Source organism: Anaerobacillus sp. 63XJN7_5_ISO-PGPR-S23-430, assembly GCF_056173695.1.
Genome location: NZ_CM149686.1, coordinates 2179530 through 2195197, shown reverse-complemented (window position 1 = coordinate 2195197; position 15668 = coordinate 2179530). Strand labels below are relative to the sequence as shown.

Genomic DNA, 15668 nt, shown 5'->3' with positions numbered 1-15668 from the left:
CACCACTTTCCTTCTAGTTTGTTGTAAGAGCAGGTTGTTTGGCGATTCCAAAAGATTGAAAAACGTTATGTGACTGCACGGGGTATTCTTCTCTATTGGAGATTTGATTGATGATGACAGCATTTCGGTGTGCTCCGAGACCAAGGTCGGGCGCACCAACTCCGTGAGTGTGTAGCTCTCCGTTTTGAATGAATATATTGTTCTGATTGGAATCTTTCGTCATTAAGCGGTAATCTTTCGTAATCGTCGGGCGGCCATTCTCGCCCCTAAGTAAAAAAGATTCGGGTAAGAAAGTTGGAACGGTCTGTTTATATCCAGTACCAAGCACAATGATTTCAGATTCGAAATCAAATGGTTCATTTGTAATCGTGTGGCGTCCCTTGCCAAAACACACCTCCCCTTTCATCTCTAGTTGATTTACCTCACTCATAGCCTGTAAGTGTAAGGGGGAGCGTTGATTACCAATAGATCGTTCATATAATACGTCATAGATTTCTGAAATCGTTTCTGCACTAATCCCTTTGTAAAGTAAGTCTTGTTTTTCAATCACTTTGTCTTTTTTTTCTTGCGGAAGATCGTAAAAGAATTCGGTGTAATCTGGTGAAAAATATTCAAGTCCTAGTTTGGAGTACTCCATTGGGAAAAAACCGTTTGATCTTGTGTACCAGCTAAGATGGTAGTCATGATGCTCCTGTTCTTTTGCTAGATCTAAAAAAATCTCAGCTGCACTTTGGCCTGATCCAATGACTGAAATGGATTTTCCTTGTAAAGCCTTTGGTTTCTTCTCCATGAACTCTGATGAATGAAAGACGGTTTCTCCAAGCGCAGGTTTAAAATGTTCTGGTACTGCAGGTACTGAGCCTATTCCCATGACCAGATGCCTGGCCAAGAACGTGTCGGTTTCTAGCGTTTTCACATCCTGGACGTGAACAGCATAAATGAATTCTTCCTCGGATGCTTCATATGATGAAACTTCAGTGACTTCATATCCAAATCGGCATGAATTTAGCTGATCACTCACCCATTTACAGTAGTGATTGTATTCCTTTCTCGGAATATGAAACTTTTCTAAAAAATAAAAGTGATACATACGACCATGAACCTGCAGGTAGTTAAGAAAACTATATTTGTTTTTAACGTCAGCCATGCTTACAAGATCCGCGAAAAATGGCACCTGCAATGTGGTTCCTTCGATGAGCATACCTGGATGCCAATCAAATTCTTTTTTTCGGTCAAATAGAAGAATATCCAAATCGTCCATTTCATCTGTTAAAGCAGCTAGACCTAAATTAAATGGTCCAATACCGATACCAATTGCATCGTAGACGTATTCAGGCATTTCCCCACTTCCTTTCAAACTGCTTCCGCTCACAAATCATTAATAAGCCTGTTTTATCCGGTAGATCAATTGGTTTTTGTGGAGTGAATCCACACTTCTCAAATATATGAATCATTTTTTTATTACGTATATCTGGTTCTGCTACGATTCTCTCTGTCCGCTTCTCTTTCAATTGTATAGAAACCATTACACGTAGAAGGTGAAGGGAATATCCTAGTCCTAAATAGTCTGTATGACCGATCAAGAGATGGATGCCTTGGTCATATGGCTTGTTCTCATAAGATCCTTCAATGATATCTTCCTTTACCCAATAAGCTTCCCAGTAGCTCATTGGCACCTCATTGATAAAACCTAGATAAAGCGTCTGGTGTGTATCTTTTAGTGCCTTTTGTAAATGATTTCGAAATGAGTTAATCGGTATATTTAATTGCCAGAAAGGATGCACATGCTCTTCGTTCATCCAAGAGTGAATCATCTCGACATCGCGTTCGTAGCTCACCTTAGCAAAAGAGATCGTTTTTTGTAATTTTTGATCGAATACATTAAAGTCCATTGCCATGCCTAACTGTAACCTCCTGAGCGATCGGATTTCGGACCATCGTATACACTGATTGTGTAGCCATTGATCCAATAAGCTCATCCATATCATAGAGGCGAGTTAAGAGATTCGCTTTACAAGGAAGAACAGGATCCTCAAGTAAACTTTTAATGAGAGGTGATGACTGTATAGCTAAATAATGAGAGAGTCGTTCTCTCAGGAGATCCATAAGATGCTTTTCTTCAATTAATCCGTTTACACCAAATGCATTGATTAATCCGAATAAGTTGTTAAAAAAGAAGTAATAGCGAAAGCGTTCATTTGCTACGTCATCGGAACAAATAGTATCGCTCTTCTCATTCAAATTAGGCAGGAGCTGCGCTAGTTCTTCAGACTTGGACTCACTAAAATAATATCCTTGATTGTCTCGATAATAGAATGTAGATGGATATCCTTCTTTAAGCTTAACAACAGCATTTTGCTGGTGTGCTTCTAGTGCAATGCCATAATGTTGGTGAAGCCAAAGCATCGGATCAAGTGATATGTCGAGATAACGATCGAACCACTCGACACTTACTTCTTCTATCGCACGTCCCTCTCTTCTAGCAATAGCAGTAATGACGGAATAAATACGTGACTTGCCACTGTATGCATGATCCTGGCATAGTGCTGCTACGAGGCTTGTATTATCACTATTTTCGTAGAAAGGATTCTCTCTAAACATAACGGCGAAACCAGACTCAAGATTAGTAATGTTGATATTGAGATAAGCTGGATCCTGGATAATTTTAAAGTTAGGATGATTATTTGCTAATTTTTCACCTAATTGCGTTTGTAAAAGTCTAGAAACCTCTACGCCACGATCTAGCTCTTTCTGTTGATTTAGTCGTAGTGAATTTGTGATTTTTACCGGAACTGAAAATTTAAACATGAATCTAGATAAAGAGCTGTACACAGTTCTAAAGGAAGATGTTGCTGTATACATGCGCCCTACTGGTCCTAGATAATCAAGCGATCCTTTTTGAATGTGTTCAAGCACTTCTTCTTTTTTTAGAAGTGAGTTTACTTGAAGAGGGTGCATTGGCACTAGAACACGCTCCTTAAATTGATGGAGCCATTCTGGATCTACTTCTCCACTTTTTAACTCTTCTTTAATAAGCTCGCTTGCTTGTAGCTGCAAACTGGAATCTTCATTGATCAATGAAGGGTGAACACTAAAATAGTGAAACTGAAATTCACCTTTCAGTTCTGGAGAAAACAATTCATCCTCCTCGTGTGTTAAACCTTGTTTGCTTTTTGGCGTCGGGTGCATTAAGTGACCAAAAAGTAAAGACTGTTCTGCTTCAATGTAATCAAAATCTTCATCGGTTAATTTTCCTCTGTCTTCGAATCGCTTTCCAATGTAAGTTGTCATGCTTTGACAGCTCAACATCACTCGCAGAACCAATTCATCTTCTGCATCCGTTCGGTTTTGGTCAATTAGTAGTTCCTTTACAATCAGTGTTGTTAATGTCACATAGTCAAGAGTATGAAAAGTACCATTTAATGACCGGTAATATAATGGGAACTGAAAAATATGCCGCTCTGTTAAGGACCAATAAGAAACGGGGAAGATCATCTCTATGCCCTGATTTTCTAGTAGGCAGGAAATGAATTTCTGAGATAAGGTTGTAGATAAATCTTCAGGTTTTGGTATTTCTGAGTAGTTTCCTGTTTCACGTAAATAACAATTCAGAAAGCTTTGCATAGTCGCCTGTTCTGCGATCTTTTTAGCGCTGATCACGTGTGTTCCCTCCATTTCCTTCCGAGTGTACGAATGTCATCCACGATCTCTTGGATGTGCTTCATTTTGGTTCTAGGGTTTAGTATGGTGAACTTCAAAAAGGTTTGGCCATTAACAGAAGTCTTGGCTATGGCCGCTCTGCCCTCATACAACAATTCTTGCTGTATTTTACGATTTAATTTGCATCGATCAGTACTGAAATCTTGAGGTTCATAACGAAAGATAACAGTGTTGAGTTCTGGAGAAAGGTTTTCAACTTTTATATCATCCTGAAATGAAAGGTATTCCGCAGTTGCTTGAGCAAGGATAAAAGTATAATCAATCATTTCTCCGAACAGGTTTGTACCTATCGTTTTTAATGAAAGAAAGAGCTTAAAGGCGTCAAATCTTCTGGAAGTTAAAATCGATTTGTTCACCAGGTTAGGAATCCCCGCTTCAACATCTTCTAGTGGATTTAAATAATCAGCATGGTGATTTAAAAATCGGAACGATTCTTTGTTCTTCACTAGGAAAGCCCCACATGAAATGGGCTGATAGAAGAGCTTATGAAAATTGACTGTGAGCGAATCGGCATAACAAATTCCTCCTAGCTTTGACTTATGAGATTCGGAAAGAATAAGCGCGCCTCCAAAAGCGGCATCCACATGAAACCATAACGCTTCTTCATGAGCGATTGCGGCTAGTTCATCTAACGGATCTATGCTTCCGAAATCAGTTGTGCCACAAGTTCCAACTAGTGCAAAAGGAACAAGGTGTTGAGCTTTTAATTCAGCTAATTGGTACTGTAAATGCGATACCGACATTCTGTGATGTTTGTCTGTTTTAACTTTTATTACTGCTTTTTCTCCTAATCCAAGCTGAACAGCTGATTTTTGTATAGTGAAATGTGCCTCCTCTGAGCAAAGAATCCTTAATTTATGAAACTCTTCTGGTAATCCATCTTTCTGAACATTTTGCCCCCATAAGCTTAAACAACATGCATCTCTAGCTAGAAGAAGACCAGTGTAGTTCGATTGTGTCCCCCCACTTGTAAATGTGCCGTCAGCATTTGATGAATAACCAAATTGACCTGCGAGCCACTTAATCATTCCCTCTTCAAGGTACGTAGCAGAAGGACTTTGATCCCATGAATCAAGTGATTGATTGAACACACTTATTGCGAGTTCAGCAGCTATGGCAGGTATAAGCGGTGGGCATTGCAAATGAGCCAGGCTTTTTTCATGAGAAATTTGCAGGTTATTTTTGAATAGAGGAGCCTTAAGCTCGTTTAGTAATGCAGTAAAATCTTGATTTGAGCTATGAAAATCGAAAAGTTCTTCAACTTCCTTTTCAATCGTTTGTGGCTCCTTTCCGGTGAACGGCGCATTTTCTTCACAAAAGGTCTCGCAAATTATGTTCGTCATTTCGTGCATTTGTTCCCGGAAAGCTTCTTGTCCTTTCTCACTGTTGTGAAGGAAAAGGGAATCATACATTTTCTCTTTTGAAATATCAGGAGGATTCTTTTCAACTGCATTTATCATAAACTTTCAACAGCAGCCTTAACTGCTTCCTCAAAAATGCTGAGTACTTCTAAAACTTGTTCGTTCGTGATAATCAGTGGCGGGAGTAGCCTTACTACACTTCCGTTACGACCTCCAACTTCTAAAATCAATCCTCTGTCAAAGCATTCTTTCTGAATCCTGCTAGCTAACGCAGGTTGAGAAGGATAGCTTCCTGATGAAGACTGGGGCTGTGTAGGATCTACTATTTCAACACCGATCATTAGCCCTCTTCCCCTTACGTCTCCAATTTCACGGAAATTCACCTGGAGCTTTTGTAAGGCAGAAAGCATTTTTTCTCCCATCGTTGCTGCATGAATATCAAGTCTCTGTTCTTTAATAAATTTCAATAAGGCTGTTCCGGCTGCCATTGCCATTTGATTTCCTCTGAATGTACCAATGTGAGCACCAGGCTCCCACTTATCGAGTTCACGATCGTAAATAACAACCGAAAGTGGGAGACTGCCGCCAATTGCTTTAGAAAGGACAATGACATCTGGTACGATCCCTGCATGTTCGAATGCGAACATTTTTCCTGTTCGTCCTATTCCCGTTTGGATTTCATCAATAATAAGAGGAATACCTCGCTCGCTTGTTATTCTTCTCATTTCCTGTAGCCATTCGATTGGTGCAGGTACGGAACCACCTTCGCCTTGAACAACTTCTAGAATCATAGCGGCCGGGGGTAAAATGCCGCTCTCCGGATCATCTAATAGATTTTCAATATAAGTACTAGAAATTTTGTGTCCTTTGCTTTCCTTCATACCAAATGGACAACGATACGAATACGGGTATGGCATGAAATGAGTATCTGGCATTAAACCTTGGACGTTTTTTTTGGGACCGAGATTACCACTAATCGCCATTGTTCCATGTGTTGAACCGTGGTATCCTCCTTGAAACGTAAGGATACTACTTCTCCCTGTCGCAGTTTTCACTAATTTTAAGGCGGCTTCTATCGCATCGCCTCCTGTTGGTCCACAAAATTGTATTTTGGCACGCTCTGCGAAATCTCCGGGTAAATTTGAAAATATTTCATTCACGAACTCTTCTTTTATTGGTGTTGTAATATCTAACGTATGTAAAGGCCTTTTATCATGAAGGACTTTCTGCATGGCTTCTATAGTAACGGGATGGTTATGACCAAGAGCTAAAGTACCAGCACCAGCTAAGCAATCATAATATCGCTTTCCTTCCATGTCAGTAACAAAAATCCCTTCTGCCTCATTAATGGCAATTGGTATTCTTCTTGGATAAGATCTTGCATTGGACTCTCTTTTCATTTGTTGGTCGAGTAGTGTTTGATTTGTATTTAATTCTTGAATCATCATGTTGAGAACTCCTTTACTAATTGATAATGATTTTCATTATCTTACACTATTCATGATAAGTGAGAATGATTATCATAGTCAATGATACTTGAGAACCATTCTCACTTAAAAATAAAGTCGGTTTTGCTAGGTAGATCGATTGGTTTTAATCCCTAATAATGGAAAGCGGATTGTGGGAGTCCCTCCTTCTTTGGTGGTCTAAATTAGACGATCGACTTTGGTCACAATGCAAATCAAACGAATAGGATAAAAGTATGAAAAGGAGCGTGTTTAGTATTGGAGGTGTACGGAGAATTCCTCATTCTTTCGGGAGCGTGGATCCAGACGATAGGTGCAGCTATTGCCTCTATTGGGAATACAATTGTTGCAGCAAATGAAGCTGACTCACTTATGGAGGATATCGGAGGAGACCTTTATGTAATTGGGAATGGCGTCGAAGCAACGGGGAACTCTCTTCAAGCTATCGGAAGAAGCAGCTTGACTTCTAATGAGAATGAAACGTTTGGAACGCTCGGAGCATGGTTACAGTCTGCTGGTAATATTGCAAATGTTCTTGGTGGATCAGGAATTGTAACGGGGACTGATGAAGAAGCGCTGAATATTGACATTATGGGAGATATTATTCAATCAGCTGGAGCTGCTTTCGAAGCAAAAAGCTCGAGTATAAGTGAAGCCTTCTATGCAGAGCTCATCACAACCGGGCAAACGATTCAATCGTTTGCCATTGCTATTGAAGCTATTGGGCTTCTGTATGTGAAGAATGGAAATAAGAAGATGGGACAACAGATTCTTGCCATTGGAAGTTATGGTCAAACTGCAGGGGCAGCCATTGCAGCCATTGGTTTCACAAAAGAGTATTATGAACATTGAGCGATCTGTTAAATGAGATTAAAAGGATTTATAACGTGCGCTCATTGATTTCAAATGCCGCTCTAACACCAGATTCAACTGCTCCTTCAATCCACCCGTGGAAATCTGATGTGTGCTCACCTGCAAAGTGAACTCTTCCTTCAGGTTTTTTTACGATGCTTTCAAATTCGGTAATTTGATTCGGTTTAAAGAGTGTAAAGCAACCTCCTGAGAATTGATTTTGACTCCAGCTAAATGATGCGCTCGTCAAGTACTCATCAAATACTTTAGGTCCATGTATTTTTGCAAGATCTTCAAGGGATTGTGTGATTTTTTGATCATCATTTAAGCTATTCCATAACATCGCGTTATCTTCCCAGCTATAACTTGCTAGTAAGACTCCAGCTCCTGGCTCATTACCTGTGCGACTAGGTGTATACGTATAGCGATTAGGAAAATCCGAAATGGTATTTGCACCATTCAACCCTTCTTTTTCCCAAAATCGGTCTTTAAATTCAATCCCAATTTTAATAGAAGCTACATAATGCAACTCACGGATTGCTTTCCATTTATCAAATGAAAAAGAACGGTACGGATAAACTTCTATAAATTGAAACACTGAAAAAGGCACAGTCATAAGAACATAATCGCTGTTAAACTTTTCAATAATTCCTGTTTGTTGATTCCTCGTCTGAATTTGAACACTTTGTGGTCTTTGAATGAGGCGGTGTACTTTTTGATTTAACAAGAGATTCTCTTCTAGCTCAGGTAGAAAAGACCGAGGCAATTGATCATTTCCACCAGTAATTTCGTTAAATTCCATGTCAGTATTAAAAACAGTATTTACGATATCGGTTAGAATGTCGATAAAGGATAGTTCCGAAAATCCTTCAATGCCTAAAAGTACTTTAACCATTCGAACAGCATTTGGAGATAGCGAAGGACCAATGGGATTGAAGCGAAGAAAATTCTCCATTGAATACTGATCAAATTTTTTACGAATGAATTTCTTTTGTTGAGCGTCACCTTCTTTATAAAGCAGTAAAAATGGATTAACTGCTGATAAAAATAATTCCGTAGCGGTTTTTCCTTTTTCGTGAGGTTCAACGGGAAATTGAAGGATATCAGGGTCTGCTTCGTATTTTTCTCTTGTAGTTCTAACTCCATTAGCATAAATGATATCTCTTGGAGAGGAATTCACGAAGCGATTCATTTTAAGTTGAAATCTTCTGATATATTCATACGTTAATTTGTGAGTTGTAGGAATACGCATAGCGCCAACATCAAGATAATTATCATCTGTAAATGGTTTTCTAAGAGTGTAAACCCTCCCGCCAACACGATCGTTTCCTTCTAGAATGGTAACTCGATGACCGGCCTTCTTTAACAAGGATGCTGATACTAGTCCTGCAACGCCAGCTCCCACAACAATAACGTTCGTTGGTGAAGACGATTTTTTCAATCCATTCTTAATGATATTAAGCATCTCGTTAGGGTATTGAGGCGTAGTGAATTCTCGAGACATCACCATCATCCTTTTTTCACTAACATATTAGTTACATTTAAAAACTATACGAACTAGTTTTTAACATCACTATTGCCTATAACTCCTTCGCCATGAGAAAATTTTTAAGTTGGATACCGTTTTTTTCAACTAGCTGACTTTTTACTAGTGAAAATCCTTGCTCTCTAAAAAACGGAACTGCCGTTATGCTTGCTTCCGTATGAAGCTGTTCCATATTGTTCAAACGTGCGGTCTGTTGCACTTTTTCTAAGAGCTCGGAAGCGATTCCTTTTCTTTGGTAGTCTTTATGAACATATAAACGGTCAAGCAGTCCTGAAGAGGTTAAATCGCAAAATCCTACGATCTGTTTGTCTAAGGTAGCAACATAAGTGAAGTTTCGTTCGAATTCCTCTCCCCATGATGCATGACGCCTATTAAGTTCAGTTTTATTAGCCCAGGCATTTACCTGTATGTTTGTATAGTCTCTCCGGTTAATAGAATGAACAGTGTCATAAAAAAGATCAATCATTTCTATTAAATCGTTTTCTTTAAAAGGCCTGATATGCATGCCATTCCCCTTCCGTGATTCTCTTTCTTTTTATTATAGAACCCAAGTGCAAACAACGCATCAAAAAAGACGGCAGATGCCGCCTCCGATAAGAGTCTATCCGTTTATACTTTCTACCATCATGGCCATGCCCTGTCCACCGCCAACGCATAATGTTGCGATTCCAAAGCGTTCGTTTCTCTTCTTCATTTCATATATCAAAGAGGTTAGAATGCGAGCACCTGTAGCACCGAGCGGATGACCTAATGCTATAGCTCCTCCATTTACGTTTACCTTGCTCATGTCTAATTCAAGTTCTCGAATAACAGCGAGTGCCTGAGCAGCAAAGGCTTCATTGAGCTCTATTAAACCGATCTCCTCGAGCGTTTTCCCTGTGCGTTCTAAAAGTTTCCGAAAGGATGGAATTGGTCCGATTCCCATTATCTCAGGAGAAACCCCAGAAGTTGCCCAATCAACGATTCTAGCAATGGGTTGAAGCTCTAATTCTTTTGCTTTTATTTCAGTCATCACAAGCATGGCAACAGCTCCATCATTCCTCCCGCAAGAATTGCCAGCTGTCACCGTTCCGTTCTCTTTAAATACTGGTTTTAATTTGCCAAGTTTCTCAATTGTTGTGCCTGGACGAGGATGTTCATCTTGATCGACAAGATTCGTTTGACGACGATTTTGAATTTCGACCGGAACAATTTCATCTCTAAATTTACCCTTTTCAATCGCTTCTGCTGCTCGTCGCTGACTTTCTGCTGCAAAAGCATCTTGTTCATCCCGCGATATGTTGTAACGTTCGGCTACGTTTTCTGCTGTAATACCCATGCCAAGATGAGAACCATATTGTTCAACAGGCTGTTGTCCAGCTTCTGAATTAGAATCAACTAATTGCGTTTTGTCTCCTCCGAAACGGCTATTTCTTAAATAAATGGGAGCCTGACTTAAACTCTCTGTTCCGCCTGCGATCAGAATAGATGACTGCTTTGATTGAATTTGTTGGACTGCTGAGGCGACAGACTGCATACCTGATGCGCAAAGTCGATTGATTGTAAATGCAGGAGAGGTTTCAGGAATGCCAGCACGTAATGAAGCGACTCTCGCTACATTAGATGATTCGGTTGTTTGTCTTACTTCTCCTAAAATGACTTCTTCTACTAAGTGAGGGGGGAGACCTGATCGAGCTAGTGTTTCTTGTATGGCATAGGTAGCTAACTTTCCAGAGTTTAGATTTTTAAAGACACCACCGTAGCGTCCTACTGGTGTTCGAACTGGTTCTACGATAACGATGTTTTCCACTCCTTTTTACCTCCTCATTTGTATTCTTTACGAAGTTGACCTGCAATGATGTTTTTCTGAATTTCTGATGTACCTTCATAAATACGGGTGATCCGAGCGTCACGGAAAAATCGCTCAATCGGATAATCTGAAATGTAACCGAGCCCCCCGTGAATTTGTAGAGCCTTGTCGGCGATTCTATTGTATACTTCAGATCCATACAGCTTTAACATTGCCGCTTCCTTAATGACCTTTTTTCCTTCTTCAACCATCCATGCGACACGATAAGTAAAAGATCGAAGTGCTTCAATTTCAACTCCCATTTCAGCTACCATATGGGCAACAGCTTGGTGTTCAATGATCGGCACGTCAAATTGGATGCGCTCCTCCACGTAAGACATGCATAAGTCCAATAGCTTTTGGGAAGATCCAAGATTACGAGCAGCGAGGCCTGCACGACCATTTGCCAAAATTTTTAATGCATTAACATATCCTTCTCCTACTTTTCCAAGAACATTTTCCTCTGGTACTTCACAATGATCAAAGATAAGCTCAGCTGAATGTGACCCTTTTAACCCCATTTTTTCTTCAACTGCACCAACTTGAAAGCCAGGGAAATCTTTTTCAACGATAAAGGATGTAATCCCCTTCGTACCTTGTGAAGGATCAGTTACAGCCATTACGGTAAAAACGCTCGCTTCTGTTGCGTTAGTAATGTAATGCTTCGTACCGTTTAGAATATATTTATCACCTTGTTTGACGGCTGTCGTTTTCAAGTTAGAGGCATTTGATCCTGCAGATGGCTCAGTAAGAGCAAAGGCTCCGATCATGTTTCCTCGTGCCATTTCGGGTAAATAATATTCCTTTTGTTCCGTATTACCAAGTTCAACAATTCCAACCGAACCAATTCCCGTATGTGCTCCAATTAAAGTAGTAAACCCGTTATGCGTTTTACCTAATTCTTCATATAGAGCGCATTTTCCAACCATTCCAATTCCAAGTCCGCCATACTCTTCTGGAATACTAAGACCGAATAGACCTAATTCTTTTGACATCTCGATAATGTGTTCTGGTATTTGATTTTCACGCTCAATGGTCATGGCCACTTTTTCTACTTCGTTTTCTACAAAGTTTCGGACAGTCGTTTTTAAATATTCGATGTCTTGATCGAGTTGAAAGTCCAATCTTAACCCTTCTTTCTATTAATATGTATAAAAGCCTCTTCCGCTTTTTCGCCCAAGTCTTCCTGCCTTTACGTACTTTATTAAAATGGGACAGGGTCGATATTTTTCACCTAGCGTTTTGTATAAGTACTCCATATTGCGTAGTCGAGTATCAAGACCAACAAGATCAGCTAGTTCAAGAGGACCCATTGGATGATTTAGACCAAGTTTCATGGCTTTATCAATGTCTTCGGGTGTAGCTACACCTTCCATCACCATATTCATCGCTTCGTTGCCAATTAGACAATTCATACGACTAACTGCAAAGCCTGGAAACTCATTGATTCTTACGCATTCTTTTCCAATGGTTTCTCCAAACCGCATCGCTTTATCAATGGTATCTTCAGATGTTTCCAGCCCACAAATGACTTCAATGAGCTTCATCTTTGGTACCGGATTAAAAAAATGAAGAGCAAGACATTGATCAGGGCGCATGGTTTGTGCGGCAATTTCGGTTGGACTCATTGTCGAAGTGTTTGTTGCAAGAATAGCGTGAGCTGGAGCAAACTCATCTAGTTGTTTAAAAATGCTTGTTTTTAATTCCATTACCTCAAGGACTGCTTCGATCACAAGATCACAATCGTAGACGGCTTCTTTCAATTCGTGTGTGAATTGTATTCCTTTGAATCTTTTTGTTGCTTGCTCTCTTGTTATTTTCTCTTTCTTGACCAAACGTTCAAATTGGTCTTTTACATAGATCTGTGCTTGCTTCAAAGCCTCGTCACTAACATCGTGCATTTTCACTGAAAGCCCTGCAGCTGCAGCTGAGAAAGCAATCCCTTTTCCCATTGTACCTGCCCCAACAACAGCAATTTTCGTCATCGTCATTTCTCGTCCTCCTAAAAAACACATAAGTGAAATCGCTTACATTTTGTACTACACTTACTTCTCGAAGAAGACAACTAGTTCCTTTTAGGATTCAAATTAAAAGGTTCTAAATCAAATGTTGGGGTAGGAGATTCATCTCCTACTCCTTATCCTAGTTGAAAATGACGAATTTTTTTGTACTGATGATGTAAAAGGATCTTTCTTCGTAAGCGGTCATATCGCTTAAAACCAAAGGCATTTCGCTTAATGACCTTCGTTTGATTGTTTAAACCCTCGATAAAACCATTATTATAGTTCAAGGCAAAACTATTCAGGACTTCTGGTTGCCAGTTCTTAAGTGTTTGAACGGCTTGTCTGAACTCCTTCATATTCTCTGCTTCAACCGTTTTGTAGTAATTATACAGAGACTGTTTAACTTGGTTAGGATTCTCTTGACCGATTCGTTTCGCTTCCTCAAACCAGCTTCGAAACGCTTCTTTTAACTCGTAAGCCTTTCGTAATTCCTCGGATAATCCAAGGTAACGGTCCAGATACCACTTTTGTTTCTCACTCAACTGCTCATATCGCTTGTAAAAAACATGCTTCATTCGCTTGCACTTTTTACGGTCATAATCATGGAAATTCTGTTGAACTCTTCTTCGTACACGCTCTAATGCCCAATAGATGTAGCGACAAAAATGAAAGCGATCAGCCACGATGATTGGCTTTCCTAGTGCCTTTTGAACAGCTGACTTGAAGGCATAGCTCATGTCCATGATCACCACTTCAACTCGCGACCCCTTCTTGCGAAGATAGTCCTTTACGGTCTCAATGGAGCGATTAGGAAGGATATCCAAAGGCTGCTTTGTATCTCCATCCGCAATGACAACTTGATATTTTCCTTCATCGGTATCTCCTTTATATTCATCAATAGCGATGACACGAGGAAGATCACTCACTTCTTGAAGCGTTGGTGCGGCGACTTCATCAAACCGCCTTATCGCAGTTGAATGCGACGTACGAAATTGGGCTGCGGTATCCTTAAAATTCCTCCCCTGTACCACGCGTAATCCCAGGGCCTGATTCCATTCCTTTGAGTGACGCTGATAGCGATTGACGATCGAATTCCTTTCAGCGAATCGTTTCCCACAAGCACACACATAACGGCGCTTGCGATAAAACAAAAAAGCCGTTCGCTCAAATACTTTAAGGTGTTGTACTTTCTGAGTCCGATAATCATGAACACGTACAGTCCATTCTTCACATTGGGGGCACTGGTGCGCCTTCTTTGGCACTTCAATATGAACATGATACTGGCCATTAATGGCTTCCATTTTCGATACCATCACTTCTTCTAATCCGGGTAAATTCATGTTAAAATGCACGTACACGCAACTCCAATCTTTTTCTTGTTTCTCGTCAATTCAAGTTTAAAAGATATAGGAGCTTGCGTGTATTTTTGTGCTTCATTTTCTTAAACCCCAACAAATATTATAGAGCCAATTAAAAAGACCGTTCAGTTGTTTGAACGGTCTTTCATATCTAGAATGAAACTTGATCAGTCACGAAAATTTTCCCCGGATTTAGGATCCCATTAGGGTCAAGCGTTTTCTTCAATGCCAGCATGACTTCGAGAGAACCTCCATGTTCTTTTTGCTGATACTGAGCTTTGCCAGTACCTACCCCATGCTCACCAGTGCAAGTTCCGCCACGATCTAGAGCATAGTGCACTAGGTGTTGGTTTAGCTTGTTTGCCTTTTCAAGTTCAATGGGGTCATCGGGATTAATCATCACAATAGCATGATAATTCCCGTCCCCTACATGCCCCAGTAGAGCTCCGTCTAAATCAAATTTCTCGATGGCTTTTCGTGCATCGAGAATGGCGCCAGTTAACTCTGAAATGGGAACACATACATCTGTTACCATCATCTTTTTTCCTGGAGAACCATGACTAAAGGAGTAAGCAAGATTATGTCGCGCTTCCCAAAGAAGCGCTCTTTTCTTCGTATCGTGCTCAAATATAAATTCTTCGCAATCATTGTCTTCTGCGATGCTTTTGGCAAAGGTAACATCTTGATTTAACCCCGCTTCATTACCATGAAATTCAACAAATAACGTTGGTTTTTCGATATAGTTGGTTTCATTTGTTTTGTTCACCTGTTGTACTGAGCGTGCGTCTACTAGTTCGATTCTAGCGACCGGAATGGCTGCGTGAAGAATATTAGTAACGGTGGCTACAGCTCGCTCTACAGTTGGAAAAACGATTCGCCCTGCAAGCGTAGCTTCTGGTATGCCGTTTACGTTGAGTGTTAATTCTGTAAATGTCCCAAGTGTCCCTTCTGAGCCTACAAAAAGGCCATTTAAATGGTAACCTGATGAAGACTTTGCAGTCATGCTACCGGTATGGATGACCCGTCCATCGGCAAGAACAACTTCCATGTCTCGAACCTGATCACGCATTACACCATACCGTACTGAAGTGGTTCCGCTTGCATTTGTTGAGGCCATGCCACCTAACGTTGCATCCGCACCTGGATCTACTGTGAAAAAGAGACCGTGTTTTTTCAATTCTTTATTTAATTGTGAACGTGTGACACCTGGTTGGACGCGTACTAGAAAATCTTCTGGTCGAACTTCGAGAACTTGGTTCATCAATTGAAAATCAATTGAAATACCGCCATGATATGGAATCACATGCCCTTCAAGACTAGATCCCAAGCCAAATGGCACGATGGGAATCCTATGCTCATTGGCCGCTTTCATAATTTTACTTACTTGCTCGGTTGTTCTTGGGAAAACAACAACGTCCGGATCGTGTGGCGTATGATAAGATTCATCTTTGCTATGTTGTTCGAGAATCGTTGCATTAACACTAATTTGATCATCGTCTAGAAATGTTGAAAGCAAAGATACGATTTTCATATA

13 protein-coding genes are annotated in these 15668 nt (G+C 40.3%); 1 reads left to right on the top strand and 12 read right to left on the bottom strand.

Going from position 1 to position 15668, the window contains the following annotated elements; all coding sequences use genetic code 11:
- Positions 1–13: 13 nt before the first annotated feature.
- The 5 genes from AC0VYJ_RS11675 to AC0VYJ_RS11655 are packed head-to-tail and all read right to left on the bottom strand — an operon-like array spanning position 14 to position 6529.
- Positions 14–1339: a lysine N(6)-hydroxylase/L-ornithine N(5)-oxygenase family protein gene (locus tag AC0VYJ_RS11675; RefSeq protein WP_475365230.1), complete on the bottom strand. Its 1326-nt coding sequence runs from the start codon at positions 1337–1339 to the stop codon at positions 14–16.
- Positions 1332–1898, bottom strand: coding sequence for a GNAT family N-acetyltransferase (locus AC0VYJ_RS11670; protein ID WP_475365229.1), 567 nt, complete (start codon positions 1896–1898; stop codon positions 1332–1334). The genes AC0VYJ_RS11675 and AC0VYJ_RS11670 overlap by 8 nt, the downstream gene beginning before the upstream one ends.
- Entirely contained in the window at positions 1882–3660 is a 1779-nt protein-coding gene (locus tag AC0VYJ_RS11665; protein ID WP_475365228.1) for an IucA/IucC family protein, read from the bottom strand. Before AC0VYJ_RS11665 ends, AC0VYJ_RS11670 begins: the two co-directional genes overlap by 17 nt.
- Entirely contained in the window at positions 3657–5180 is a 1524-nt protein-coding gene (locus AC0VYJ_RS11660) for a pyridoxal phosphate-dependent decarboxylase family protein (RefSeq protein WP_475365227.1), read from the bottom strand. The genes AC0VYJ_RS11665 and AC0VYJ_RS11660 overlap by 4 nt, the downstream gene beginning before the upstream one ends.
- On the bottom strand, positions 5177–6529 hold the full coding sequence (locus AC0VYJ_RS11655) for a diaminobutyrate--2-oxoglutarate transaminase (protein ID WP_475365226.1): 1353 nt from the start codon (positions 6527–6529) through the stop codon (positions 5177–5179). The genes AC0VYJ_RS11660 and AC0VYJ_RS11655 overlap by 4 nt, the downstream gene beginning before the upstream one ends.
- Positions 6530–6811: 282 nt before the next feature.
- Between AC0VYJ_RS11655 and AC0VYJ_RS11650 the strand changes: the two genes are divergently transcribed.
- A complete protein-coding gene (locus tag AC0VYJ_RS11650) occupies positions 6812–7399 on the top strand; it encodes a DUF6944 family repetitive protein (RefSeq protein ID WP_430246583.1) in 588 nt (195 codons plus the stop codon).
- Between the two features lie 28 nt (positions 7400–7427).
- Here AC0VYJ_RS11650 and AC0VYJ_RS11645 read toward each other — a convergent pair whose 3' ends face one another.
- The 7 genes from AC0VYJ_RS11645 to AC0VYJ_RS11615 form a co-directional block, all read right to left on the bottom strand.
- Complete coding sequence (locus tag AC0VYJ_RS11645; RefSeq protein ID WP_430246543.1) at positions 7428–8903, bottom strand: flavin monoamine oxidase family protein; 1476 nt, start codon at positions 8901–8903, stop codon at positions 7428–7430.
- Positions 8904–8979: 76 nt separating this feature from the next.
- Positions 8980–9450, bottom strand: a complete 471-nt coding sequence (locus AC0VYJ_RS11640) for a GNAT family N-acetyltransferase (RefSeq protein WP_194221706.1) — start codon at positions 9448–9450, stop codon at positions 8980–8982.
- A 96-nt stretch (positions 9451–9546) separates the two neighbouring features.
- Positions 9547–10734 carry a thiolase family protein gene (locus AC0VYJ_RS11635; protein ID WP_475365225.1) on the bottom strand — a complete coding sequence of 396 codons (1188 nt, stop codon included), beginning with the start codon at positions 10732–10734 and terminating at the stop codon, positions 9547–9549.
- 14 nt (positions 10735–10748) lie between these two features.
- Positions 10749–11897 (bottom strand): acyl-CoA dehydrogenase family protein, encoded by a 1149-nt coding sequence (locus tag AC0VYJ_RS11630; protein WP_475365224.1) that lies wholly within the window; start codon positions 11895–11897, stop codon positions 10749–10751.
- A gap of 18 nt (positions 11898–11915) precedes the next feature.
- Complete coding sequence (locus AC0VYJ_RS11625; RefSeq protein ID WP_475365223.1) at positions 11916–12788, bottom strand: 3-hydroxyacyl-CoA dehydrogenase family protein; 873 nt, start codon at positions 12786–12788, stop codon at positions 11916–11918.
- Positions 12789–12910: 122 nt separating this feature from the next.
- Complete coding sequence (locus AC0VYJ_RS11620; protein WP_475365222.1) at positions 12911–14134, bottom strand: ISL3 family transposase; 1224 nt, start codon at positions 14132–14134, stop codon at positions 12911–12913.
- A gap of 151 nt (positions 14135–14285) precedes the next feature.
- Positions 14286–15665: an FAD-binding oxidoreductase gene (locus AC0VYJ_RS11615; RefSeq protein ID WP_283154228.1), complete on the bottom strand. Its 1380-nt coding sequence runs from the start codon at positions 15663–15665 to the stop codon at positions 14286–14288.
- Positions 15666–15668 lie beyond the last annotated feature (3 nt).